Origin of the sequence: Micromonospora sediminicola (assembly GCF_900089585.1) — a bacterium.
Classification (GTDB): Bacteria; Actinomycetota; Actinomycetes; order Mycobacteriales; family Micromonosporaceae; genus Micromonospora; species Micromonospora sediminicola.
Genome location: NZ_FLRH01000004.1, coordinates 1,608,943 through 1,631,421 on the forward strand (window position 1 = coordinate 1,608,943; position 22,479 = coordinate 1,631,421).

General features: G+C 71.9%; 23 protein-coding genes. 11 read left to right on the forward strand and 12 right to left on the reverse strand.

Annotation, left to right across the window (positions count from 1 at the left end; all coding sequences use genetic code 11):
* Positions 1–64 precede the first annotated feature (64 nt).
* Entirely contained in the window at positions 65–889 is an 825-nt protein-coding gene (gene otsB, locus GA0070622_RS29050; RefSeq protein ID WP_091582117.1) for a trehalose-phosphatase, read from the forward strand.
* Between the two features lie 104 nt (positions 890–993).
* Here the strand turns inward: otsB and GA0070622_RS29055 are convergent, their stop codons facing one another.
* From GA0070622_RS29055 to GA0070622_RS29070, 4 genes are all read right to left on the reverse strand, one after another.
* Positions 994–1,764 (reverse strand): isoprenyl transferase, encoded by a 771-nt coding sequence (locus tag GA0070622_RS29055; RefSeq protein ID WP_091582120.1) that lies wholly within the window; start codon positions 1,762–1,764, stop codon positions 994–996.
* 31 nt (positions 1,765–1,795) lie between these two features.
* Positions 1,796–2,962, reverse strand: a complete 1,167-nt coding sequence (locus GA0070622_RS29060) for a geranylgeranyl reductase family protein (protein ID WP_091584194.1) — start codon at positions 2,960–2,962, stop codon at positions 1,796–1,798.
* Between the two features lie 168 nt (positions 2,963–3,130).
* Positions 3,131–3,976 carry a hypothetical protein gene (locus GA0070622_RS29065; RefSeq protein ID WP_091582124.1) on the reverse strand — a complete coding sequence of 282 codons (846 nt, stop codon included), beginning with the start codon at positions 3,974–3,976 and terminating at the stop codon, positions 3,131–3,133.
* Between the two features lie 40 nt (positions 3,977–4,016).
* Entirely contained in the window at positions 4,017–5,858 is a 1,842-nt protein-coding gene (locus tag GA0070622_RS29070; RefSeq protein WP_091582127.1) for a phosphoenolpyruvate carboxykinase (GTP), read from the reverse strand.
* A gap of 136 nt (positions 5,859–5,994) precedes the next feature.
* Here GA0070622_RS29070 and GA0070622_RS29075 point away from each other — a divergent pair, with 136 nt between their 5' ends.
* Complete coding sequence (locus GA0070622_RS29075; protein WP_245666890.1) at positions 5,995–6,885, forward strand: GtrA family protein; 891 nt, start codon at positions 5,995–5,997, stop codon at positions 6,883–6,885.
* A gap of 63 nt (positions 6,886–6,948) precedes the next feature.
* Positions 6,949–7,650, forward strand: coding sequence for a GtrA family protein (locus tag GA0070622_RS29080; protein ID WP_091582129.1), 702 nt, complete (start codon positions 6,949–6,951; stop codon positions 7,648–7,650).
* Between the two features lie 50 nt (positions 7,651–7,700).
* Here GA0070622_RS29080 and GA0070622_RS29085 read toward each other — a convergent pair whose 3' ends face one another.
* On the reverse strand, positions 7,701–8,270 hold the full coding sequence (locus GA0070622_RS29085) for a PH domain-containing protein (RefSeq protein WP_091582131.1): 570 nt from the start codon (positions 8,268–8,270) through the stop codon (positions 7,701–7,703).
* 142 nt (positions 8,271–8,412) lie between these two features.
* The gene (locus GA0070622_RS29090; RefSeq protein ID WP_091582133.1) at positions 8,413–9,285 is read right to left on the reverse strand and encodes a biotin--[acetyl-CoA-carboxylase] ligase; all 873 of its coding nucleotides are present in this window, start codon (positions 9,283–9,285) and stop codon (positions 8,413–8,415) included.
* Between the two features lie 73 nt (positions 9,286–9,358).
* Here GA0070622_RS29090 and GA0070622_RS29095 point away from each other — a divergent pair, with 73 nt between their 5' ends.
* Positions 9,359–10,942: an acyl-CoA carboxylase subunit beta gene (locus GA0070622_RS29095; RefSeq protein ID WP_091582135.1), complete on the forward strand. Its 1,584-nt coding sequence runs from the start codon at positions 9,359–9,361 to the stop codon at positions 10,940–10,942.
* A 48-nt stretch (positions 10,943–10,990) separates the two neighbouring features.
* On the opposite strand, the gene GA0070622_RS29100 is transcribed toward GA0070622_RS29095, so the two are convergent.
* The 4 genes from GA0070622_RS29100 to GA0070622_RS29115 all read right to left on the reverse strand — a co-directional run bounded on the left by GA0070622_RS29100 (position 10,991) and on the right by GA0070622_RS29115 (position 14,273).
* Positions 10,991–11,857, reverse strand: a complete 867-nt coding sequence (locus GA0070622_RS29100) for a hypothetical protein (RefSeq protein WP_091582138.1) — start codon at positions 11,855–11,857, stop codon at positions 10,991–10,993.
* Positions 11,850–12,350 (reverse strand): SigE family RNA polymerase sigma factor, encoded by a 501-nt coding sequence (locus tag GA0070622_RS29105; protein WP_091582142.1) that lies wholly within the window; start codon positions 12,348–12,350, stop codon positions 11,850–11,852. Before GA0070622_RS29105 ends, GA0070622_RS29100 begins: the two co-directional genes overlap by 8 nt.
* A gap of 62 nt (positions 12,351–12,412) precedes the next feature.
* Positions 12,413–13,396 (reverse strand): ketopantoate reductase family protein, encoded by a 984-nt coding sequence (locus GA0070622_RS29110; RefSeq protein ID WP_091582146.1) that lies wholly within the window; start codon positions 13,394–13,396, stop codon positions 12,413–12,415.
* A 133-nt stretch (positions 13,397–13,529) separates the two neighbouring features.
* Positions 13,530–14,273, reverse strand: coding sequence for a M50 family metallopeptidase (locus tag GA0070622_RS29115; protein WP_091582149.1), 744 nt, complete (start codon positions 14,271–14,273; stop codon positions 13,530–13,532).
* A 70-nt stretch (positions 14,274–14,343) separates the two neighbouring features.
* Here GA0070622_RS29115 and GA0070622_RS29120 point away from each other — a divergent pair, with 70 nt between their 5' ends.
* Together GA0070622_RS29120 and GA0070622_RS29125 are read left to right on the forward strand one after the other, a co-directional pair.
* Positions 14,344–14,532: a PDDEXK family nuclease gene (locus GA0070622_RS29120; protein ID WP_245666891.1), complete on the forward strand. Its 189-nt coding sequence runs from the start codon at positions 14,344–14,346 to the stop codon at positions 14,530–14,532.
* Between the two features lie 127 nt (positions 14,533–14,659).
* A complete protein-coding gene (locus GA0070622_RS29125; RefSeq protein ID WP_091582155.1) occupies positions 14,660–15,412 on the forward strand; it encodes a GH25 family lysozyme in 753 nt (250 codons plus the stop codon).
* Between the two features lie 80 nt (positions 15,413–15,492).
* On the opposite strand, the gene GA0070622_RS29130 is transcribed toward GA0070622_RS29125, so the two are convergent.
* Together GA0070622_RS29130 and GA0070622_RS29135 are read right to left on the reverse strand one after the other, a co-directional pair.
* A complete protein-coding gene (locus GA0070622_RS29130; RefSeq protein ID WP_091582158.1) occupies positions 15,493–15,705 on the reverse strand; it encodes a hypothetical protein in 213 nt (70 codons plus the stop codon).
* Between the two features lie 88 nt (positions 15,706–15,793).
* A complete protein-coding gene (locus GA0070622_RS29135; RefSeq protein WP_091582161.1) occupies positions 15,794–17,782 on the reverse strand; it encodes a serine/threonine-protein kinase in 1,989 nt (662 codons plus the stop codon).
* A 91-nt stretch (positions 17,783–17,873) separates the two neighbouring features.
* Between GA0070622_RS29135 and GA0070622_RS29140 the strand changes: the two genes are divergently transcribed.
* The 5 genes from GA0070622_RS29140 (at position 17,874) to GA0070622_RS29165 (ending at position 22,452) form a co-directional block, all read left to right on the forward strand.
* Positions 17,874–18,086 (forward strand): acyl-CoA carboxylase subunit epsilon, encoded by a 213-nt coding sequence (locus GA0070622_RS29140; protein WP_091582164.1) that lies wholly within the window; start codon positions 17,874–17,876, stop codon positions 18,084–18,086.
* Positions 18,087–18,187: 101 nt separating this feature from the next.
* Entirely contained in the window at positions 18,188–18,643 is a 456-nt protein-coding gene (locus GA0070622_RS29145) for a hypothetical protein (protein WP_091582168.1), read from the forward strand.
* A gap of 1,378 nt (positions 18,644–20,021) precedes the next feature.
* On the forward strand, positions 20,022–21,122 hold the full coding sequence (locus GA0070622_RS29155; protein WP_091584202.1) for a S8 family serine peptidase: 1,101 nt from the start codon (positions 20,022–20,024) through the stop codon (positions 21,120–21,122).
* Between the two features lie 10 nt (positions 21,123–21,132).
* Positions 21,133–21,789 carry a Maf family protein gene (locus GA0070622_RS29160; RefSeq protein WP_091582175.1) on the forward strand — a complete coding sequence of 219 codons (657 nt, stop codon included), beginning with the start codon at positions 21,133–21,135 and terminating at the stop codon, positions 21,787–21,789.
* A 9-nt stretch (positions 21,790–21,798) separates the two neighbouring features.
* Entirely contained in the window at positions 21,799–22,452 is a 654-nt protein-coding gene (locus tag GA0070622_RS29165) for an O-methyltransferase (protein ID WP_091582178.1), read from the forward strand.
* The last annotated feature ends 27 nt before the right edge of the window (positions 22,453–22,479 follow it).

A 22,479-nucleotide genomic window follows, 5' to 3' on the forward strand; every position in this document is an offset into this window, starting at 1 on the left:
ACGTCGTCCCGACGTCACATCTCAGCCACGAATACGCCGCCCGGCGCGGGGTACGCTGTCGCGCGTGCCGCCGTTGAATCTGGGCAACCAGCAGCCGAAGACCCCGTTGGACGCGGAGCACGCCTGGCGTGCGACCGCCGCCCGCGTGCGCGACGTGGTGCTCTTCTTCGACTTCGACGGCACGTTGGCGCCGGTCGACGACGATCCCACCGCGGTCCGCCCCGCGCCGAAGGTGCTCACCGCGCTGGAGGCGCTGGCCCCCCGCGTACGCCGGATCGCCATCGTCTCCGCGCGACCGGTCGAGTTCCTCCGCGACCACCTGGGCGGCCTCGACGGCGTGGACCTCTACGGGCTCTACGGCCTGGAGCACAGCCACTCCGGCGGCGAGACGGTCACCGAGCCGGCCGCGCTGCCCTGGGTGCCGACCATGGCCGAGCTGGCCGAGCAGGCCCGAGCCGAGCTGCCGCCCGGCGCACTGGTGGAGTTCAAGCGGCTCTCCGTCGCGCTGCACTGGCGCACCGCCCCGCAGCTCGGCGACCTGGTGCAGGAGTGGGGCCGGAGCCAGGCCGAGCGGCTCGGCCTGCGCTGCCAGGCCGGTCGGATGGTGCTGGAGCTGAAGCCCCCGGTCGACCGGGACAAGGGCATGGTCATCGGCGAGGCCGTGCGGGACGCCGGTGGCGCCTGGTACTTCGGCGACGACGTCTCCGACATCAAGGCGTTCGCCGCGCTGCGCGCCCGCGCCGCCACCGACCCGGACTTCCTCGGCGTGTGCGTGGCCGTCGCCAACCCGGAGACGGGTCACGAGGTGGCCGACGCCGCCGACCTCACCCTGGACTCCCCCGCCGCCCTCGGCGACTTCCTCGAGGCCGCCCTCCCCCACCTCACCTGACTCGACCGCCCCTCCTCGTCGATCGTGCACTTGCCGCCCCGGCATAACGGACAAAACCCGCATTGTCGGGGCCGAATGTGCACGATCGACGGGAGAAGGGCGGGTCAGACGCCGTAGCGGCGCTGGCGGGTGGCGTAGGAGCGCAGGGCCCGGAGGAAGTCGACCTTGCGGAAGTCCGGCCAGTTCAGCTCGCAGAAATAGAACTCCGAGTGCGCGCTCTGCCAGAGCATGAAGCCGGACAGTCGCTGCTCCCCGCTGGTCCGGATGATCAGATCCGGGTCCGGCAGCCCCTTGGTGTAGAGGTGCTCGGAGATGTGGTCGACGTCGATCGACGAGGCCAGCTCCTCGATCGTGCCGCCGTTCGCCGCGTGCTCCAGCAGCAGCGACCGCACCGCGTCGGCGATCTCGCGCCGCCCGCCGTACCCGACGGCGATGTTGACCTGGGCCCCGCCGTCGCGGTCCCGGGTGCGTTCCTCGGCCGCCTTCAGCGCCGCCGCGTGCGGCGCGGGCAGCACGTCGAGCGCGCCGACCATGCGCAGCCGCCAGGGGTTGCCCTCCTCGGCCAGCTCGGTGGTGAGGTCCTCGATGATCTGGAGCAACGGGTCCAGCTCGGCGGCCGGCCGGGAGAGGTTGTCGGTGGAGAGCAGCCAGAGCGTGACGTGCCCGACGCCGGCGGCGTCGCACCAGCGGAGCAGCTCCTTGATCCGCTCGGCGCCCATCCGGTGGCCGTCGTTCGGGTCGACGAAGCCCATCTCCCGGGCCCATCTGCGGTTGCCGTCGCACATCACGCCGACGTGTGCGGGCACGGGCCTGCCCGCGAGCTTCGCCGTGAGCCGGCGCTCGTACACGGAGTAGAGAAGTTTCCGCAGAGTCATCACCTTGCAGGGTAGCGACCCCGCGGAAAGATCAGTGCCGCGGTGGCGCATCGCGGGACGGCCGGTCGTTCCCGGCCCCACGCGGGCGCGGCACCCCGGCCGCGACGGCGGCGAGCGTGCGGGCGTCCAGGCGCCCGTCGCCGAGCCCCAGCTCCACCACCGTCCGGTAGACCCGCTCGTCCCGACCGGCGGCCCCGATCACCGCGTCGACCACCCACCGGCGCCGGGCCAGCCAGGCCGCCGCCGAACTGTGCCGCAGGTGCACGCCGAGCCGGGCGCGCAGCGCGGCGGCGTACCGACGGGCCGCGTCGGCGGGCGCGCCGGCCGCCGCCGCCCCGGCCAGGGCGCCGGAGCGCAGCGCGTAGAAGATCCCCTCACCGGTGAACGGGTTGATCAACGACAGCGCGTCGCCGGCCAGCAGCACCCGGCCCCGCCCGGGCGCCGGCCGGTGGGTGGAGAGCGGCAGGTGGTGCGCGCGCAGGTCGGTCACCGTGGCGGGGTCGGTGCCGGGCAGCAGCGCGGCCATCCGGTCCACCAGGTGGGCACGGGTCAACGGCTCACCGCGCAACACCTCCCCGTACCCGACGTTCGCGCGCCCGTCCCCGATCGGAAAGGCCCAGGCGTACGCGGGCCAGCGTTCCGCCGACGTGACGATGAGCTGCTCGGGCGGGCCGGGCGGCGCGGGCGCGTAGCCCCGGATGGCGAGCGCGAGGTGCCGGTCCGGGTTCACCGGGTGCCCGAGCGCCCGGCGCAGCACCGACCCGGCGCCGTCGGCCCCGACCACCGTCCGACCGGCCAGGTCCCCGTCGAGCACCACCCGGTCGGCGCCCACCTCCACCGCGCGGACGGTGTGCCGCCGCAGCTCCACCCCGGCCTCGACCGCCGCCCGGACCAGGCGCGCATCGAACACCTTCCGCGGCACCGTGTACGCGGGCCGGGGCAGCGCCCGGGCCACCGTGCCGCCACCGGGCCCGACCAGGCGCAGCGCGGGCAGCGGCGGGTATCCGTCGACGGCGCCGGTCACGCCCAGCTCGGCGAGCACGTCCAACGCGTGCGCGGCGATGCCGTCCCCGCACGCCTTGTCGCGTGGGAAGTCGTACCGGTCGAGCAGCAGGACCCGGGCCGCGCCCGCCCGCCGTGCCGCGAGCGCCGCCGCCGCCCCGGCCGGCCCCGCCCCCACCACCACGACGTCCCACACCGCGCCCACCACCCCCACATCCTCCCCCGGCACCCCTCCCCCCGCCCCCGCACCGCGCCACCCCCACTTCGTCGATCATGAAGTTGGCGGCACGTTCGATCTCCCCGACCGCCGCCAACCTCATGATCGACGCGCTCCCCCGCACGAGGCGGGCGGGCAGGACGTGGATCAGGGGGTGGGGGTGGTGCGGTGGAGGGAGTAGAGGGTGAGGGCGGCGGCGGTCAGCAAGGGGGCGCCGTCGCGGATCAGGCCGTCGACGCCGAGCAGCCACCAGCAGAGCGGCAGGTCGAGCGCGAGCACGCCGAGCGTGACGACGACCAGCGCCCGGCGCGCCCAGCCGCGGCCGCGCAGCAGGAACGCGGTGCAGAACAGCACCGCGTAGCTGACCGCGATGCCGGCGCCGAACCAGAGGAACAGGGCGGGTACGGCGGCGATCCGCCCGTCCAGCACGGACCCGGTCGCCACCAGCGCCGGCACCAGCATCAGCGGGCTGTAGGTGAACGCGGCGACCCGGGCGGTGAGCAGCCAGCCGTTCGCCTGCGGGCGCTTCGGCACCACCTCCCGCCAGGAGATGGTGCCGCCCTCGACGACCAGGCCCCTGCGGTGCCGGACCAGGTGGGCGCGGACCGCGTCGGAGCGGTAGAGCAGCACCACCACGGCGACACAGAGCGCGCCGAGCGCGGCGAACCCGACCAGGCCGGGCAGCGCGGGCACCCCTTCCCGGGGCACGATCAGCCGCCCGACCGCGAAGATCGTGGTCACTGCGAGGATCAGCCCGAACGGCCGGGCACCCACCCGGCCCTTGTTCACCTGCCCGATCAGCAGCACGAAGCCCAACGACCGGAGCATCGCCCAGCCCGTGCGGACCGCGAGGCCGAACTCCTGCTCCGGGGCGTACCAGTAGTTGAGCAGCTCGACCGCGACGGTGGCCGCCGCGGTCACGGCGAGCAGCGTGGTCAGCGCCCGGACGGCGGACGGCCGCCGGACCTCGACAGGTTCGACGGCCGTCCTCATGGCATCCGATGTTGCCCGGCGCGGGCAACCGGCACACCTGTTACTTCTGCGGCTCCGCGTCCAGCCGGGCGCGCAGCGCGTCCAGCTCGGCCCAGAGCACGCCGGGGAGCTTGTCCCCGAACTTCTCGAACCACTCGGTGACCAGTGGCAGCTCGTTGCGCCACTCCTCCGGGTCCACCTTCAGGGCGATCCGGACGTCCTCGGGCGTCATGTCGAGGCCCTCGACGTCCAGCGCGTCCTGCGCCGGGACCATGCCGATCGGGGTCTCCACCGCGTCGGCCGTGCCCTCCAGGCGCTCGATGACCCACTTGAGCACCCGGGAGTTCTCGCCGAAGCCCGGCCAGAGGAAGCTGCCCTCGGCGTCCTTGCGGAACCAGTTGACGTAGTAGATCTTGGGCAGCTTGGCCTCGTCGCCGTCGGCGCCCTTGCCCATCTCGATCCAGTGCCGGAAGTAGTCACCGGCGTGGTAGCCGATGAACGGCAGCATGGCCATCGGGTCGCGCCGCACCACGCCGACCGCGCCGGACGCGGCGGCGGTGGTCTCCGAGGAGAGCGTCGCGCCCATGTAGACGCCGTGCACCCAGTCGCGTGCCTCGGTCACCAGCGGGACGGTGTCCCGCCGCCGGCCGCCGAACAGGATCGCGTCGATCGGCACGCCGTTCGGGTCGTAGTAGTCCTCGGCCAGAATCGGGCACTGGGTGATCGGGGTGCAGAACCGGCTGTTCGCGTGCGAGGAGAGGTTGTCGCTCTCCGGCGTCCAGTCGTTGCCCTTCCAGTCGATCAGGTGGGCCGGCGGCTCACCCATGCCCTCCCACCAGATGTCGCCGTCGTCGGTGAGCGCGACGTTGGTGAAGATGGAGTTGCCGCGGTCCAGCGTGCGCATGGCGTTGGCGTTGGTCTTCCAGTCGGTGCCGGGCGCGACGCCGAACAGGCCGTACTCCGGGTTGACCGCGTAGAGGCGGCCGTCCGGGCCGAAGCGCATCCAGGCGATGTCGTCGCCGATGGTCTCGACCTTCCAACCCGGGATGGTCGGCTCCAGCATGGCGAGGTTGGTCTTGCCGCAGGCCGACGGGAACGCGCCGGCGATGTGGTAGACCTTGCCCTCGGGCGAGGTGATCTTGAGGATGAGCATGTGCTCGGCGAGCCAGCCCTCGTCCCGCCCCATCACGCTGGCGATACGCAGGGAGTAGCACTTCTTGCCGAGCAGCGAGTTGCCGCCGTAGCCGGAGCCGTAGGACCAGATCTCCCGGGTCTCCGGGAAGTGCGAGATGTACTTGGTCTCGTTGCACGGCCAGGCCACGTCCTGCTGGCCGGGCGCCAGCGGCGCGCCGATCGAGTGCAGCGCGTGCACGAAGTCGGCGTCGTCGCCCATCGCCTCCAGGACCGACGACCCCATCCGGGTCATGATCCGCATCGAGGCGACCACGTACGGGCTGTCGGTGATCTCGACGCCGAACATGGGGTTCTCGGCCTCGACCGGCCCCATGCAGAACGGGATGACGTACATGGTGCGACCGCGCATGCTGCCGCGGTAGAGGTCCGTCATCGTCCGCTTCATCTCGGCCGGCGCCATCCAGTTGTTGGTGGGGCCGGCGTCCGCCTCGTCGACGGAGCAGATGAAGGTGCGCTCCTCGACCCGGGCGACGTCCGTCGGGTCCGTCCGCGCGTAGAACGAGTTCGGCTTCTTCTCGGGATTCAGCCGGACCAGGGTGCCGTTGTCGACGAGTTCGTCGGTGAGGCGACGCCACTCCTCGTCGGACCCGTCCACCCAGACCACGCGGTCGGGGGTGGTCAGTTCCGCGACCTCACGTACCCAGGAGAGCAGTTTGGGGTGGGACGTCGGGGCCTGATCGATACCCCGAATAGTAGCCGGAGCAACCATGTCACATCTCCTTGTGGTCGACGCTGACCGATCTATGGGATGCACGAGCTCTGGCGGGCGAGTGCGCCGCCGTCGTGGAAACCTGGGATTGGGCTCAGCGTAAACCGGGCTGCCTCGCCAGTCAGTGGGACTGGTTGTGAAGAACTGCACAAGGTACGGCCACGCTGCGGCATCGCGATCTGATACCCGCTTTCGCGCGCAGTTTCACGCAAATCCTGCGGTGAACCTTCGCCGGCCCGGTCCGCCACCCGTCCGGTCACGACGTCCGATCCGCGGATGCACACGGGGATGTCACGAAAGGCGATTCCGTGATGTGCTCCACACATTCGTACAGCCGGTTACGCTCTGCTCACGGACCACCGAAAAGGGCGGCGGCTCGCCGGCGGGGAGGACCGAGCGGAACGCCGGCGTCCAAGTTGCCCCGGCCGACTCGCCGTTGCGGTCGGTCCCCCTACCGTGCAACCGGTACTCTCGGCGGGTGGCCGCGACGATGACCGGGGACCAACCGGGTGCCCCGCAGACCCGTCGGGGTCCGATCGGGGCTCTCCTCCACCGTTTCGGCCACCTGATCCACGAGTTGAGCAAGTTCGCCACCGTCGGCGGCTTCGCCTTCCTGGTGGACTTCGCCCTCTTCAACTATCTGGCGAGCGGTCGGGGCATGCCGCCCCTGGCGGCCAAGACGATCTCCACCGTCATCGCCGCGACCATTGCCTTCCTCGGCAACCGGTTCTGGACCTGGCGGCACCGCCAACGGTCCAACCCCGCCCGCGAGTACGCGCTGTTCTTCTTCTTCAACGGCGTGGGCCTCGGCATCGCGGTGGCCTGCCTGGCGATCAGCCGCTACGGCCTGGGGGCGATCTGGCCGGGGGTGTTCCAGACCCCGCTGGCCGACAACATCGCAAGCTTCATCGTCGGCACCGGCCTGGGCACACTGTTCCGGTTCTGGTCCTACCGACGGTTCGTCTTCGTCGAGGCGGGAACTCCCCCCGTTCCGGCAACGAGCCACGACCGAGAGTCCGGGGCGTGACCCACCGCCCATCCCGACCCGCCGGGCCCAGCCGGCCCTGCCCACTGCCCTAAGGTGTTCCGCATGCCTGGAGTCCGTCTGCTGCCCGAGCGCTGGCAGAAGTTCATCCACGAGGCGCTCAAATTCGGCATCGTCGGCGGCATCAACACCGTCATCAATTACGCGGTGTTCAATGCGTTGGCACTCACGGTTTTTCGCGACGGCCAGCTGAAGGCGACAGTGATCGCGACGATCGTCGCGACCATCACGTCGTATCTGATGAATCGTCACTGGACGTACCGCGATCGACCGAAATCGGCGCTACGGCGCGAATACGCCCTGTTCTTCCTGTTCAACGGCGCCGGCCTGCTCATCGAACTCGGTGTGCTGGCCCTGGCCAAGTACGGCCTCGGCGTCCACGGCCTGCTGGCGCTCAACGTGGCGAAGACGATCGGTGTCCTGCTGGCCACGCTCTTCCGTTTCTGGTCCTACCGCACGTTCGTCTTCCAGCCGGTGCCGAAGCACGCCGAGGAGACCTGGCACTCGGTGCCACGCGACGAGTGGGACAACGTCGCCGAGATGGACCCGGTGGCCGAGCTGGCCGAGTCCGTCAGCGAGCTGGAGGAGGAGGAACCGCCACTGGGCGCCGGAGGGCGGGCGGTGGCCGACTACTCCCCGCCCCAGGGGCGTACCGCACCCGCCGACGCCGGCCTGGGCGGCGCCCTCGGCGCGGACCTGGACGCGGAACTCGCCGCCGAGCTCCAACCGCGGCGCGCCCGCCGCTGACCCACCGACCTCGCCGCCCCCGCCCACCCGGACGGGGGCGGCGGCGTACGTCAGGACGGGTCGCGCAGCGGCTTGCCCTCGGCCATGTCGGCCAGGATCTCGCGCATCTCGCCGTCACCCAGGCTGTGCTTGTCGTGCTGGGCCTCGACCAGCTCGTAGAGCTTCGTCTGCACCCTGTCCACGTGCGGTACGTCGGCGAGCACCGACTGGCCCCGCTCGCCGGCCGACTCGATGGTGAGCGTGCCGCAGCCGAGCATCCGCTCGACGAACTTCTGGTGCATGGCGTGGTCGTTGATCCGGGTCAGCGGCAGGTCCCGCCGGTTGCGCGAGAACACCCCCTCCTGGAGCAGCACCCGCTCGTTGGTGAAGAGGTAGTGCGTGGTGCGCCAGACCAGGAACGGCCAGAGCCCCCACCACAACGCCAGCACCAGGCCGAGCCCGGCGATGGCGTAGAGCGCGATGGTGCCGCCGTCGCCGTCGGGCAGCAGGACCCAGCCCGCGACCACCGCCGCGACGGTGAGCACCAGCACCAGGATCGGCCGGATCAGGGCCTTCCAGTGCGGGTGCAGGTGCAGCACGACGTGCTCGTCCTCGGTGAGCACGTCTTCGGGGAACGCCACTTCGAACCTCCTCGCAGAACCGGACGCGCTGACCGTAACCGGCCGGTGCACCCCGGCGGCATCGGCCGCGCGGGCGGCTGCCGCGTGGTTGTTAAGAGGGGGCCCTTCCTCTACCGGAGGCGTTAATAGGGGGCCCTTCCTTTCACCTCAGGTGGAGCACGTCGCCGGCGGCGAGACGGAGCGTCTCACCGGCCGCGTCCACCAGGAGCTGCCCGTCCGGGTCCACGCCGGTCGCCGTGCCGTGCACCTCGCGGCCGTCCGGCAGCAAGACCCGCACCTGGCGGCCCACCGTGGCGCACCCGCCCAGGTACGCGTCGCGCAGCCCGCTGGCCACCGCGTCACCACCGGCGTCGCGCCAGCGCTCGTACCAGTCGGCGAGCGCGCGCAGCAGCGCCCGCACCAGCGGGTCCCGGTCGGTGGCGGTGGCGCCGGCGAGCCGGAGCGAGGTGGCCGGCAGGCCGGTCGGGTTCTCCGGCAGCTCGTCGGCGCGCAGCGTCACGTTCAGGCCGACCCCGACCACGATCGCCGGCGGTTGGGCGGCGTCGCCGGGTACCGCCTCGGCCAGCACGCCGGCGCACTTCGCGCCGTCGACCAGCAGGTCGTTCGGCCACTTCAGCCGGGCGTCCACCTCGGCCAGCCGGCGTACCGCCTCGACCAGCGCGACGCCGGCCAGCAACGGCAGCCAGCCGTACCCGGTGGCCGGCACGGGCGCCCAGCCGCGCTCGGCGACCGCCTCGCCCGGCCGGAGCAGGACGCTGGCCGCGATGCCGGCACGCGGCGGCGACTGCCAGACCCGGCCGCGCCGGCCCCGGCCGGCGGTCTGCCGCTCGGCGACCACCACCAGGCCCTCCGGCTCGCCGGCCCGCGCCGCCGTCACCACGTCGGCGTTGGTCGAGCCGGTCTCCGCCAGCAACTCCAGCCGGCGCCACGGCCCGTGCGGCGCGACCAGCGCGCGGCGCAGCCGGGCCGCCGACAGCGGCGGTCGGTCCAGGTCGGTGTACGGCGAGCCGGGCATCCCGCCAGCCTACGGCCCGGGGTGAGGCGCACTGCACAACCTCACGCACCTGAACCATCGTTATATTCCACGGGTGACTACCGAGACCGGGATCAACATCCACACGACCGCCGGCAAGCTGGCGGACCTGGAGCGACGGCTCGACGAGGCGGTGCACGCCGGGTCGGCACGCGCGGTCGAGAAGCAGCACGCGCGGGGCAAGAAGACCGCCCGGGAGCGGATCGAGATGCTCCTCGACGAGGGCTCCTTCGTCGAGCTGGACGAGTTCGCCCGCCACCGCTCCACCAACTTCGGGCTGGAGAAGACCCGCCCGTACGGGGACGGGGTGGTGACCGGCTACGGCACCGTGGACGGCCGGCAGATCTGCGTCTTCGCGCAGGACTTCACCGTCTTCGGCGGCTCGCTGGGCGAGGTCTTCGGCGAGAAGATCGTCAAGCTGATGGACCTGGCCATGAAGATCGGCTGCCCGGTGGTCGGGATCAACGACTCCGGCGGCGCGCGGATCCAGGAGGGCGTCGCCTCGCTCGGCCTCTACGGCGAGATCTTCTTCCGCAACGTGCGGGCCAGCGGCGTCATCCCGCAGATCTCACTCATCATGGGCCCGTGCGCGGGCGGGGCGGTCTACTCCCCGGCGGTCACCGACTTCACCGTGATGGTCGACCAGACCTCGCACATGTTCATCACCGGCCCCGACGTGATCAAGACGGTCACCGGCGAGGACGTCGGCATGGAGGAGCTGGGCGGCGCCCGCACCCACAACGCCCGCAGCGGCAACGCGCACTACCTCGGCACGGACGAGGAGGACGCGATCGAGTACGTCAAGGCGCTGCTGTCGTACCTGCCGTCGAACAACCTGGACGAGCCGGTGGTGTTCGACGCGCCGGCCGAGCTGGCGATCACCGACGAGGACCGGGAGCTGGACACGCTGATCCCGGACTCGGCCAACCAGCCGTACGACATGCACCGGGTCATCGAGCACGTGCTCGACGACGGCGAGTTCCTGGAGGTGCAGCCGCTCTACGCGCAGAACATGGTGGTCGGCTTCGGCCGGGTCGAGGGCCGCCCGGTCGGCGTGGTCGCCAACCAGCCGATGCAGTTCGCCGGCACGCTGGACATCGCCGCGTCCGAGAAGGCCGCCCGGTTCGTCCGCACCTGCGACGCGTTCAACGTCCCGGTGCTGACGTTCGTGGACGTGCCCGGCTTCCTGCCCGGCACCGGTCAGGAGTGGGACGGCATCATCCGCCGGGGCGCGAAGCTCATCTACGCGTACGCCGAGGCGACCGTCCCCAAGGTCACCGTGATCACCCGCAAGGCGTACGGCGGCGCGTACGACGTGATGGGCTCCAAGCACCTGGGCGCGGACCTGAACTTCGCCTGGCCGACCGCGCAGATCGCGGTGATGGGCGCACAGGGCGCGGTGAACATCCTCTACCGCTCCGAGCTGGCCAACGCCGAGGACCCGGCCGCGGTCCGGGCGGAGAAGATCGCCGAGTACGAGGACACGCTGGCCAACCCGTACATCGCCGCCGAGCGCGGATACGTGGACGGGGTGATCCCGCCGCACGAGACGCGTACCCAGATCGTCCGGGCGCTGCGGGTGCTGCGCACCAAGCGCGAGACGCTGCCGCCGAAGAAGCACGGCAACATCCCGCTGTGACCACGCCGTCGGCGCCCCCGCCGGGAGAGCGGCGGGGGCGCCGACGTGTCAGCAGCCGGGGTGGGCGGCGACGCACATCCGCCGGACCGCGACCCGGGCGAGTTCGCGCAGCTCCGCCTCGCTGCCGTCCACCCTGGTCGAGAGCACGGTGACGAGGTCGCCGACCCGCACCACCGCCTGCTCCCTCGGCCCGCTCGGGTCACCGATCGGCGCCCCGGTGTCGAGGCGCCGGGCCCGCTCGACGGTGTGCCGCAGGATCACCGACTCGTCACCGGCGAAGCCCCGGTCGACTTCCTGCCAGGAGTGGACGACCTCCGCCTGCACCGTCCGGTTCCGCCACTCGACCGGGCCGGTGGCCCGCCACGTGCGGCAGGGCGCGAGCAGCGCGGGCAGCCCGTCGAACAGCCGCTCCCCGTCCTCCGGCGCGAGCCGGTGGAGGTCCTGCGAGGCCAGCACCTGCCCCTCCGGTTGCCCACCGGTGCCGCGCCGCTCCCGCACGAGGCTCACCGACCGCGAGTAGCGGGACCTCGTCCACCCGGTCCCCAGGCCCTGGTCCTGCCGGCAGACCTCCAGCATCCGGTCCAGCCGGATCTCCTCGCCGAGGTACGCCTCGCTCCACGGCGTGGTGACGGCCGGACGCAGGTCCGACGGTTGCAGCAGCGCGTCGGCGGGCACGTCGGTGGCGCGCCAGGCGGTCGCCGACGGGCTGGCCGCGGCCGGCACCGGTGGGGTGCCACGGTCGGCCGCCACGAACGCGGCCCCGGAGGTGAGCGCCAGCACCGCCGCGGCCGCGGCGGCCACCGTGCGGCGGCTGCGGCGGCGGGCGCGGGCCCGCAGCTCGGCCGGCTCCGGCCAGCGGACGGTGTGCAGCTCCCGCTGCATCAGGTCGATGAACGCCGGGTCGTCGTCACGCATCGGCGGGCTCCTCCAGATCCACGACCGTGAGCAGTTCGGCCAGGGCGGCACGCCCCCGGGACAGCCGGGCCTTGACCGTGCCCACCGGGGCCTCGGTCTCCCGGGCCACCTCGGCGACCGGCATGCCGACCAGGTAGTAGAGCGCGATGGCGACGCGTTGCTCCTCCGGCAGACGCCGCAGGGCCGCCACCACCTCGAGCGTGTCGGTGTTCGGGCCGGGCACGCTCTCCTCGGCACCGTGTCGCAGGTAGGCCCGGGCCCGGCTGCGCAGGCTGCGCCACCGGCTCACCGCGATCCGGCTGGCCACCACCCGCAGCCAGGCCTCCGGGTCGTCGTACCCGCGCACCGTCGACCACCGCTGCCAGGCCCGGATGTACGCCTCCTGCACGGCGTCCTGCGCCTCGGCGAGGTTGCCGGTGAGCACGTAGACGAAACCGAGCAGCCGTTGCCGGCTCCCCCGGTAGAACTCGTCGAACCCGTCGACGTCCGGCACCTGCTACCTCCCCCGTGACGGTCGCAGGAGAGACGCCTGGCGCACCGGGTGCGGTTGCCCGCTCAGCCGACCAATTTCTCCAGCTCGGCCACCGGGAAGCCGCCGGCCGGGATCCGCTCGCGGACCGCCCGGCGGACCGCTACCTGCACGGCCGCGTTGACCGGGGTGGGCACCCCGTGCAACCGCCCGAGCAGCACGATCTCCCCGTTGATGTGGTCGGTCTCGGCCGAGCCGGCGCCCCGGGCCAGGCTCTGCCAGGTGGAGCCGCCGGCGCGGTCCTCCCCGTCGACCGGCCGGTAGGCCACCAGGTCGCCACGTTCGGCGGCCTCCTCGTCGCGGCTGGTGTGCGGGATGCCGGCGGCGGCCAACGCCGCCTCGCCCTCGGCGCGCACCCGCGTCGACAGCGACTCCGGCATGTCCCGGCCGAGCAACGCCTGGAGGCCGTTGCCGAGGTTGACCAGCAGCTTGCCGTACTTCCAGCGCATCACGTCGCCGCGGACCGGGGCGACGAAGCCGGCGGCGGTCAGGTCGGCGGCGATCGCCCGGCTGGTGTCGTCGGCGCCGCTCGGGTAGCGGCCGAGGTGCAGCATGCCGGGATGGGGGTGCCCGTTGGCGACGACCACGCCCGGCTCCAGGTGGGTGGCGGGCAGCCAGACGCAGACCGGGTGCACCCGGGCGAAGAGGCGTAACGCGGCCGGCTCGTTCGCCACGCCGTTCTGGGCGAGAAGCACCGGCAGCCGCTCGGCGGCCGTTCCGCCGCCCTCGACCGGGGCGTCCGCCCACGCGGTCAGCGCCGCCTGGGTGTCCTGCGACTTGACCGTCAGGACCAGCACGGTGTCGGCCGGCAGCGGCGCGCCGTCCGGGCCGGCCACCGCCGGCAGCCGGCCGGTCACCGTCCGCTCCGGCGTCCGCAGCGTCAGGCCCCGCTCCCGCACCGCGTCCAGGTGCGCGCCGCGCGCCACCAGCGTCACGTCCCGGCCGGAGTCGGCGAGGAGTACGCCGATGGTGCCGCCGACCGCGCCCGCCCCGATGATCACGTATCGCATCCGTCCGATTCTGCCCCGTCCCGGCGGGGGCCGCTGCCCGGCGCGGTCGGGCCGGGCCGCGATCGCCGCCCCGCCGTGCCAGGCCGGCCCGGGCTGGGTCGGGCCGGGACGTGCCGGGTCAGGTCGGAACGGGTCAGCCGGTGAGGCCGACGTCGGCGAGGAGCGGACCGGTCAGCAGCAGCGTGCCGGCGGCCAGCGCGCCGAGCGCCACCAGCAGGAAGAATCCCACCCAGAACAGCGGCGGGAACGGCGTCAGCCGGGCGAGCTGGTCGGCGTCCGACTGGGGCATCCGGCCCCGGCTGCGTTGACGTCGCAGCTCGAACACCGGTCGCACGCCGCCGACGAGCAGGAACCAGATCGAGGTCCAGGCGAAGGCGGCCTGCACCTCGGGCGGGGTGTACCAGGAGACGGCGAGCACGATGCCGCCGGTGACCAGCAGCGACAGCGCGCCGAACAGGTTGCGGATGAGCACCAGCATGGCCAGCAGCAGCGCCACCGCCAGCCAGAGCAGCAGCGTGATCCGGTTGCCCGCGAGCAGCCACGCGCCGCCGAGGCCGAGCAGCGACGGGGCGACGTAGCCGGCGAGCAGCGTGAGGATCATGCCCGGCCCGTCGGGACGACCGGCGGAGAGCGTCAACCCGGACGTGTCCGAGTGCAGCCGGATGCCGTGCAGCTTGCGGCGGGTGAGCAGCGCCATCAGCGCGTGGCCGCCCTCGTGCGCGATCGTCACCGCGTTGCGGGCGATCCGCCAGGGCACCCGGGCGGCCACCACCGCGACCGCCACGACGGCGGTGAGCACCACCAGCAGCGGTGGTGGGTCCGGCTGGGCGCTGGTCAGCGTGTCCCAGAGCGTGGTCAGGCCGTCGATCAGGGGCATGGGCGGGGAGCCTACCGCCCCGAGCCGTGTCGTTCGACCGGCCGCGTCTCATAGAGACCGGCTGGTCAAGATGCAGCTCTACGCGATCGCCCGGATCCCGTTCTGTCTGCTGGTCGAGCAGGACGACGAAAGCCGCTCGCTGCGGCTGCACCGGCTCGACGGGGGTCACTACGTCGAGGACGCCGTGGCCAAGGCGGGTGAGACGCTGAGCGTCACCGAGCCGTTCCGCTGGGCGATGGACCCAGGCACCCTCCGCTGATCCGGAACCACCCCACCACCTGGGATCACGACAACCGTCGATGAAAATTTCCTTGCACCCTATTGCGATCTAGGGCACTAACCTCCAAAGATGAGCGTCAATCAGTAGACGTCCTCTGGAGGCATCCATGGCCCACACCAGGTTCTCCGTACGCCGGCTGTTCGCCGCCGGCCTGACCGTCGCCGCCACCGCGGCCGCGGCCCTCGTGGCGACCGCCGGACCGGCCGCCGCCGCGACCACGCCCGGGATCGACGTCTCCCGCTACCAGGGCAGCATCAACTGGACCAGCGTGCGCAACGCGGGCATCCAGTTCGCCTTCATCAAGGCCACCGAGGGCACGAGCTACAAGGACCCGAACTTCAACTCGAACTACGTCAACGCCTACAACGCGGGCGTGATCCGGGGGGCGTACCACTTCGCCCGGCCCAACATCTCCGCCGGCTCGACCCAGGCCAACTACCTGGCCAGCAACGGCGGCGCGTGGTCCGCCGACAGCCGCACCCTGCCGGCCGCGCTGGACATCGAGGGCAACCCCTACAGCGGCGGCTACTGCTACGGCCTGAGCACCACCGGCATGCGCAACTGGATCCAGGACTTCCTCAACACCTACCGGTCCCGCACCGGCCGGTACGCGGTCATCTACACCACGACGAGCTGGTGGAACCAGTGCACCGGAAGCTGGACCGGCCCGTGGGCCAACCACCCGCTGTGGCTCGCCCGCTGGGCCAGCTCGCCGGGAACCCTGCCGGCCGGCGCGCCGGTGTGGAGCTTCTGGCAGTACACCAGCACCGGCAGCGTCTCCGGGATCAGCGGCAACGTCGACCGCAACTACTGGAACGGTGACCGGAGCCGGCTGATCGCCCTGGCCAACAACACCTGACCCACGCCCGTCGTCACCGGGACCGCCTCGCCACGGGGCGGTCCCGGTGACGTCGTACCGTCGGGGTCGTCGTCGCCCGGTCAGGCCCGGCGGCGTGCGGTGGCCGGCACGGGCACCGCCGTGCGGCGGGTCCAGCGCCACGCCGCCACCCCCGCGAGGGTGAGCGTCAGCACGCCGAGGATCGCGACCGGCGCGGACAGGCCGGCGCTGACCAGGAGCAGCACGACGTCCCCGAGCGCGACGAGCATCCACAGTGCCAGCCGGGTGCCGGTGTCCCTGCGTCGGTAACCCATGTCGCACCTCCTTCCGTCGTCAGAGGTGTCCATACCCCCGAGGACGGAAAGCCATGCGAACACGTTTCGTGACGGCAGGATTCCCGGGTCAGTTGACGCGGTCGGGCTTGAAGCCCTTGGTGATGACGTCGAAGGCGGCGAGGTTGGCCTCCCAGTCCTTCGCCGGCACCTCCCAGCGCAACGCGTAGCCCCGGTTGCTGGCCGTCGCCACGCCCCGGTTGCGCACGTGGAAGCGGGTGCCGTTGTCACGCGTCTCCAGCCAGTCCCAGTCGGCGCAGGTGCGGTAGTAGCCCTTGCAGGGGACGATGTCGACCAGCTGGTAGTTGTTGACGCGCGAGCGCCGGTACGGCTCCTGCTCCCGCCAGTCGGCGAGCGCGTCCTTCTCCGGCCGGTCCGTCCACTGCATGAACAGCACCCGGCGGGCACCGCCGGTCTCGTAGAGCACGACCTGGTTGTTGCCGGGCCGGGCCTGCCAGCCGTTCGGGATCGGGACCTGGAAGCCGTTGGAGCCCTTGTAGTAGCGCCAGCCCGTCGGCAGCACGAAACCCGACGCGGACGGGCTGGCCGACGGGGACGGACTGGTCGACGGGCTGCTCGGCGAGGCGCTCGCGCTGGGCGGGGCGGCGCTGGCGCTCGGCGCGGGCGGGGCCGCCGACCCCACCGAGCTGCCGGCCGTCGGTTGACCGCCGTCGCCGGAGTCGTCGCCGTTGTTGAGCAGCGGCAGCGCCACCGCCAAGCCGACCAGCAGCACCAGCACCAGCGCGCCGATGAGCAGGTTGCGCCGGTTCGGCGCCGTCTTCGTCCCGGGCAGCACGGTGGCCCGCCCGGTCGACGAGGCGGGGCTGACCGGCGCTGCGCTCAGTGGCGCGGGGCTGACCGGCGGGGCCGGGCGCTGCGCCGGGGCGGCGGGAACGGGCTCACCGTCGAGGCGGGTCTCGTCCAGCGCCGGGTCGGCGTCGTCCACCCGGGTCTCGTCGACCGGCGGGGTGGGGTCGAGCTTCGTCGTCGGCTCGGCGGCCGGCGGGGTCACCTTCGCGGTCGGGCCGGCGTCCGAGGTGGGCGCCGGCACCTTCGCCGTCGGGTCGGCGGCGGCTGCCGCCGCGCCCCCGGTGGCGGCGACCGCGCCGGCGGCCGAACTGTCCGCGCGTTCGGCCTCGTCGGCCGGGCGCGGCGCGGGCACCAGCGGCGGTCGCGGCAGGCGGGGACCGTTCGGCCCCGGCCGGCGTACGCCGTCCAGCAGTGAAATGCCCTTGGCCCGCCGACCGGCGGCCTTGCGCAGCATGCGCTCCGCCACCTCGGCGGTGATCCGCTCGTCCGGGTCCTTGCGCAGCAGGCCCTGGAGGACGGGCTTGAGCGGCCCGGCGTTGCGCGTCGGCGGCAGCGGCTCGGTGGCGAGCGCGGCCAGCGTGGCGATCGCCGACGGGCGAGCGTAGGGCGACTTGCCCTCGACGGCGGCGTAGAGCGTGGCGCCGAGCGACCAGAGGTCGGCCTCGGGACCGGCGGTGCCGTCGCGGGCGCGCTCGGGCGAGATGTACGCGGGCGAGCCCAGCACCATGCCGGTGCGGGTCACGTTCGGGTCGCCGGGAATGGTGGCCAGGCCGAAGTCGGTCAGCACCACCCGACCGTCCTCGCCGAGCAGCACGTTGCCCGGCTTGACGTCGCGGTGCATGATCCCGGCCTTGTGCGCGGCCTTCAGCGCGCCGAGCACGCCCAGCCCGATCTCGACCGCCTTGGCCACCGAGACCGGGCCGTCCTCGGCGATGGTGTCCTGCAACGACTTCGACGCGACGTATTCCATGACGATCCACGGGTCGCCGTCGGTGCGCAGCACGTCGAAGATGCGGACCACGTTGACGTTGTTGAGCCGGGCGATGGCCCGCGCCTCACGCAGTGAGCGTTCCCGCATCTCGCGGCGCTCCTCCGGGGTGAGGCCGGGCGGCGGGACCAGTTCCTTGATGGCCACGTCCCGGTGCAGCACCTCGTCCCGCGCCTTCCAGACGCGGCCCATGCCACCCTGGCCGAGCGGTGACAGCAGCCTGTACCGGTCGGCGACGAGTTGGGGGAGCGCGTTCGACATCGCTGAAACCGTACCCGGCCGCCCCGACGCACACACCGCCGGCACGCCACTGTGCGACGAAGGTCGAGTTCCGGACGCGTACCCTGGGCCCATGTCTGCCGAAGAGCCGATGTTCCGGATCGTCCGTGGCGTGCCCACCGCCGAGGAGCTGGCCGCTCTGGTCGGCGCGATCGTCGTGCGCACCCGGCCGGTCGCGGCCGCCGCGCCGGCCGCCGTCTCGCACTGGTCCCGCAGCGCCCGCCCGGCCGGCGCGAGCCCGATCGCCGGTCCCGGCGCGTGGCGCGCCTCAGGTCTCCCCCGCTGAAACCTTCCCCGCGTACGGGACCCGTACCGGGACTGCCGGGATCCGCGCGGAGCCATTAACCTCACTCAGGGAAACCGTGCGGTGACGGGCAGGGAGGTCCGATGATCCCGGAGGACGACCGGCCAGCCGGCTGGCTGCGCGACTACGGCGGCATCGAGGCCGACATCCGACAGATGCGCGAGTTCGCCGACCGCCTGCAGGACGAGGTCACGCGCAACTACTCCCCCCACCTGTCGTACATCGCCGACGACATGAAGGCCCCGGTGCCCAACCCGGCCGACGCCTTCGTCGAGCTGGTGCAGTTCATGCAGGCCCACCACGAGACCCAGAAGGCCGCCGTGAGCGCGGTGTGGGACCTGGCCCCCGCCACCGGCCGGCTGGCCGACGCCGCCGGCCGGATCGCCGCCCACTACGGCGACGCGGACGCGTTCTCCTCGGCCCGGGTCGCCGACGTCGAACGGGCGCTCACCACCCCGTCCACCGCCGTCACCCGTCCGACGCCGCCCCTGGCCGACCCCACCGCACCCGATCAGGGGCAGCAGGTGGTCCTGCCGTGATCGAACGGGGCGGCGGACGCACCGCCGGGCTCACCGACTGGCAGCTGATGGACGTCTCCAGCATGTGGGCGTGCCTGCAGGACCAGGACACCACCGGCCAGTGGAAGCAGGTCGCCGGCTGGCGGAAGGTCTGCGACCTGGCCCTGGCGCACCTGAGCCGGTTGCGCGAATACCGGCGAGGGCTCGCCGAGGCGTGGCCGCCCGAGACCAACGCGGCCGCGCGGGCGTACGTCGCCGAACTCGACCAGCTCATCGAACGCGTACAGCACACCCACGACGCCGCCGCCGCGAACTACGACGCGCTGGCCGCCGCCGCGCGCGCCATCGGCAGCGCCCGCACCGAACTGCGACCGCTCTTCGACGAGTACGCGACCAAGCTGCGACAGAAGCAGGCGTACGAGACGACGGTCGCCGACCCGAAGGCGGTGGCGGGCAGCCGGCTTCCGGAGCGGCCCCCGGTGACGGACGACGACCTGGAGCGGTTGAACGTCAGGGCACGCGGGTTGATGACGGGATTGAGCGGAGAACTCCAGCAGGCCCAGGTCATGCTCCAGCGCCCACCAGCCCCTGTCAGGCCTGGACGTCAGCTCAATGATCCCGACGCGTATGACCAGATGGTTCCGGCTATTCCACCAATTATCCCGGTTACGCTTGCCGTCCCCACTCACGGCAAGTCTGGGACTACCTTGCCTAGGCCTGAGTCGCCTCCAAATACCAGGAGCAGCATCGGACCTATCCTTGGCGGAACTGGCTCAGTAATTGCACAACCCGCGCCTGGCCCCACTGCGCCAACCACTCCAGGCACCTCGGCGGTACCCGGAGTGGGCGTACAGCCACCCGCCCCACCAATCACAGGCGGTGGGCGCATCTGGCCGAATCGCGTAAATCCGCCCATACCGCCCAGCCCTCCCCACGAGCGAGGTGGGCCCGCTAGCCCACCGGCAAATAATCTCCCCCGCTCAGCGTTACCGAACGGCTTTATCGGGGCCTCGCCAAGCGCCGGAATGAGTCCCTCAGTCCCAAGCGGTCCACGCCGAGTGAACCCTATTGGCGGCGTGATCGGTGGAGGCGGCGCAGGGACCTCACCTACTGGAGGCGCGGGCTCGAGGCCGGGCGCTGGGCGCTTGGCGCAACTTCCCGGGCAGGGCCTTTTCCCGGCCGGTGGGTCTCCTTCGGGAGCACCGGTCCGTGACCCAAAAAGTCGAACTGAGATTAGCCCTGAAACCAAGAAGGGTTGGGACCCAGATCACCCTTGGGCGACAAGCCAGGGCGTCAAGCCAGTAATGCTCCCGCCCGACGAAGAGGGACCAATAGACCCCGGTCCGGCAATCGGCTTCGACCGTTGAGTGTGACATCGCTCCTCACAGCAGCCCTACTTCTGTTCGGTAGCGCTGCACCCGGCAAGCAGGCCGCGCCCGGAGGACCGATCGACCCCGCGACGCACATCCGCGCAGACCAGTGGCATCTTGACTACCTTGATTCGGGTGAGGCAAATGCCGTAAGCACAGGCGCAGGGGTCGTAGTCGCAGTACTAGACACGGGCGTCGACCCACATCCGGATCTGCGCACTAACCTACTGCGAGGCGTTTCAGCTATTCCAGGAGATCCCGGGGACGGCTGGAGCGACGAGAATAGCCATGGAACTGGAATGGCTGGCTTGATTGCCGCACACGGCCAGGCAGGCAACAAGGGCGCTAGGGGAATTGCCCCTGCTGCTCGAATTTTACCCATTAAATCATCTGGCGCAGACAACAACGGCCAACCAGAGGATTTAGCAAGAGGAATAGATATCGCCATCGCCCAGCATGCGGATGTCATCAGCATATCCAGCAGCGGCTCATCCACCCCGGAGCTAGTAAGATCGATAAAGCAGGCCTTGCTAGCGAATATCATCGTCGTCGCGGCAGCCGGGAATAGGCCCGAGGACGCCTTTGTCGGATATCCGGCTGCCGAGGAGGGTGTGATTGCAGTTGGAGGAGTCGATCGCACCGGCGCACACGCCTCTGTTTCAGTCAGTGGACCGGAGATCGATGTTGTGGCACCTGCGGTAGACATCTACAGCACGAGTTATGGCGGCAAGTATTCGAAGGGCACAGGGACCTCCAGTGCCACCGCGATCGTGGCTGGCGCCGCCGCGCTCATCCGCTCCAAATACCCCAACCTCCCCGCCGCAGAGGTCGCGCACCGACTGACCGCGACCGCCGTCGACAAGGGACCACCTGGCCGCGACGACCAGTACGGCTACGGGGTGATCGATCTGGTCGCCGCGCTCACCGCCGACGTCCCTCCGCTCGGCTTCGAGTCGACCGGCGTCACCGCCCCGGCCCCGACCGCCGCCGCACCCGACGACGCCCGTGGCGACAACGGCACCGCCCGAGGGCTCGCGACCCTGGGCGCCCTGCTGGCGGCGGGCGGCGCCTACCTCGTCTGGCGTCGTCGTCGACGTGCCGACGACCCGCCACCGAGAATCAGCCGGTAGCGTCGGCGGGGTGCTGAACTCCGTGCCGTTGCGTCTCGTGCTCGCCTCGCAGAGTCCCGCCCGCCGCAAGCTGCTCCAGGCCGCCGGGATCGAACCCGACGTGCTGGTCAGTGGTGTCGATGAGTCGCTGGTGGTCAGCGAGCGGGCCGAGGACCTGTGTCTCGAGCTGGCCCGGCTGAAGGCCCAGGCCGTACTCGGTCGCCTGCGGTCCACCGCGGAGGAGCGCACGCTGGTGCTCGGCTGCGACTCGGTGCTCGCGTTCGACGGGGAGATTCTCGGCAAGCCGGCGGACGCGGCGGACGCCACTCGGCGGTGGCGGCGGATGCGTGGGCGCAGTGGCGTGCTGCACACCGGGCACTGCCTGATCGACGTGGTGCACGAGTCGCGCGCGGAGGCGGTCGCCTCGACCACGGTGCACTTCGCGGACATCAGCGACGAGGAGATCGCCGCGTACGTGGCGACGGGCGAGCCGCTGGCGGTGGCCGGCGCGTTCACGATCGACGGGTTGGGCGGAGCGTTCCTGACCGGCATCGAGGGCGACCCGGGCACGGTGGTGGGTCTGTCCCTGCCCCTGTTGCGTCGGCTCCTCGCCGAGTTGGACCTTCGCATCGTCGATCTGTGGACGAAGGTCGCGCCGGGGGGCCAGGAGATCGAGCATCTCGGCTAACGTCCGGGCATGAGCACGAAGCCGCTACCGCTGACCCCGGAACTGCACGCCTATCTGGTGGCCCACGGGTCCGCCCCCGACGAGGTGGTCCGCGACCTGGCCGAGGAGACCCGGGCGGCCCTTCCGGCCGAGGCGGACATGCAGGTCGCTCCGGAGCAGGCGGCGTTCCTGACCTTCCTGACCCGGTTGCTCGGGGTGCGGCAGGCGGTGGAGGTGGGGACGTTCACCGGTCTCTCCTCACTCGCGATCGCCCGGGGGCTGGCCGACGGTGGTCGACTGACCTGCTTCGACATCTCGGCGGAGTACACCGACGTGGCCCGGCGTTACTGGGCCCGCGCCGGGGTACAGGACCGGATCGAGCTGCGCATCGGGCCGGCCGCGGACGGGCTGCGCGAGCTGCCCCGGGAGCGTCACCTCGACTTCGCGTTCATCGACGCGGACAAGGTCGGCTACCCGGTCTACTGGGACGAGCTGGTGCCCCGGATGCGTCCCGGCGCGGTGATCGCGGTGGACAACACGCTCCGGGCCGGTCGGGTGCTCGCCCCGCGCAACGCGGACGATCGGGCGATCGCCGCGTTCAACGACGAGGTCCTGGCCGACGTCCGGGTGGAGGCCGTCATGCTCCCGATCGCCGACGGGGTCACGCTCGCCCGGGTGCGCTGAACCAGTTCGCCGAAGTGGCGGTATCGA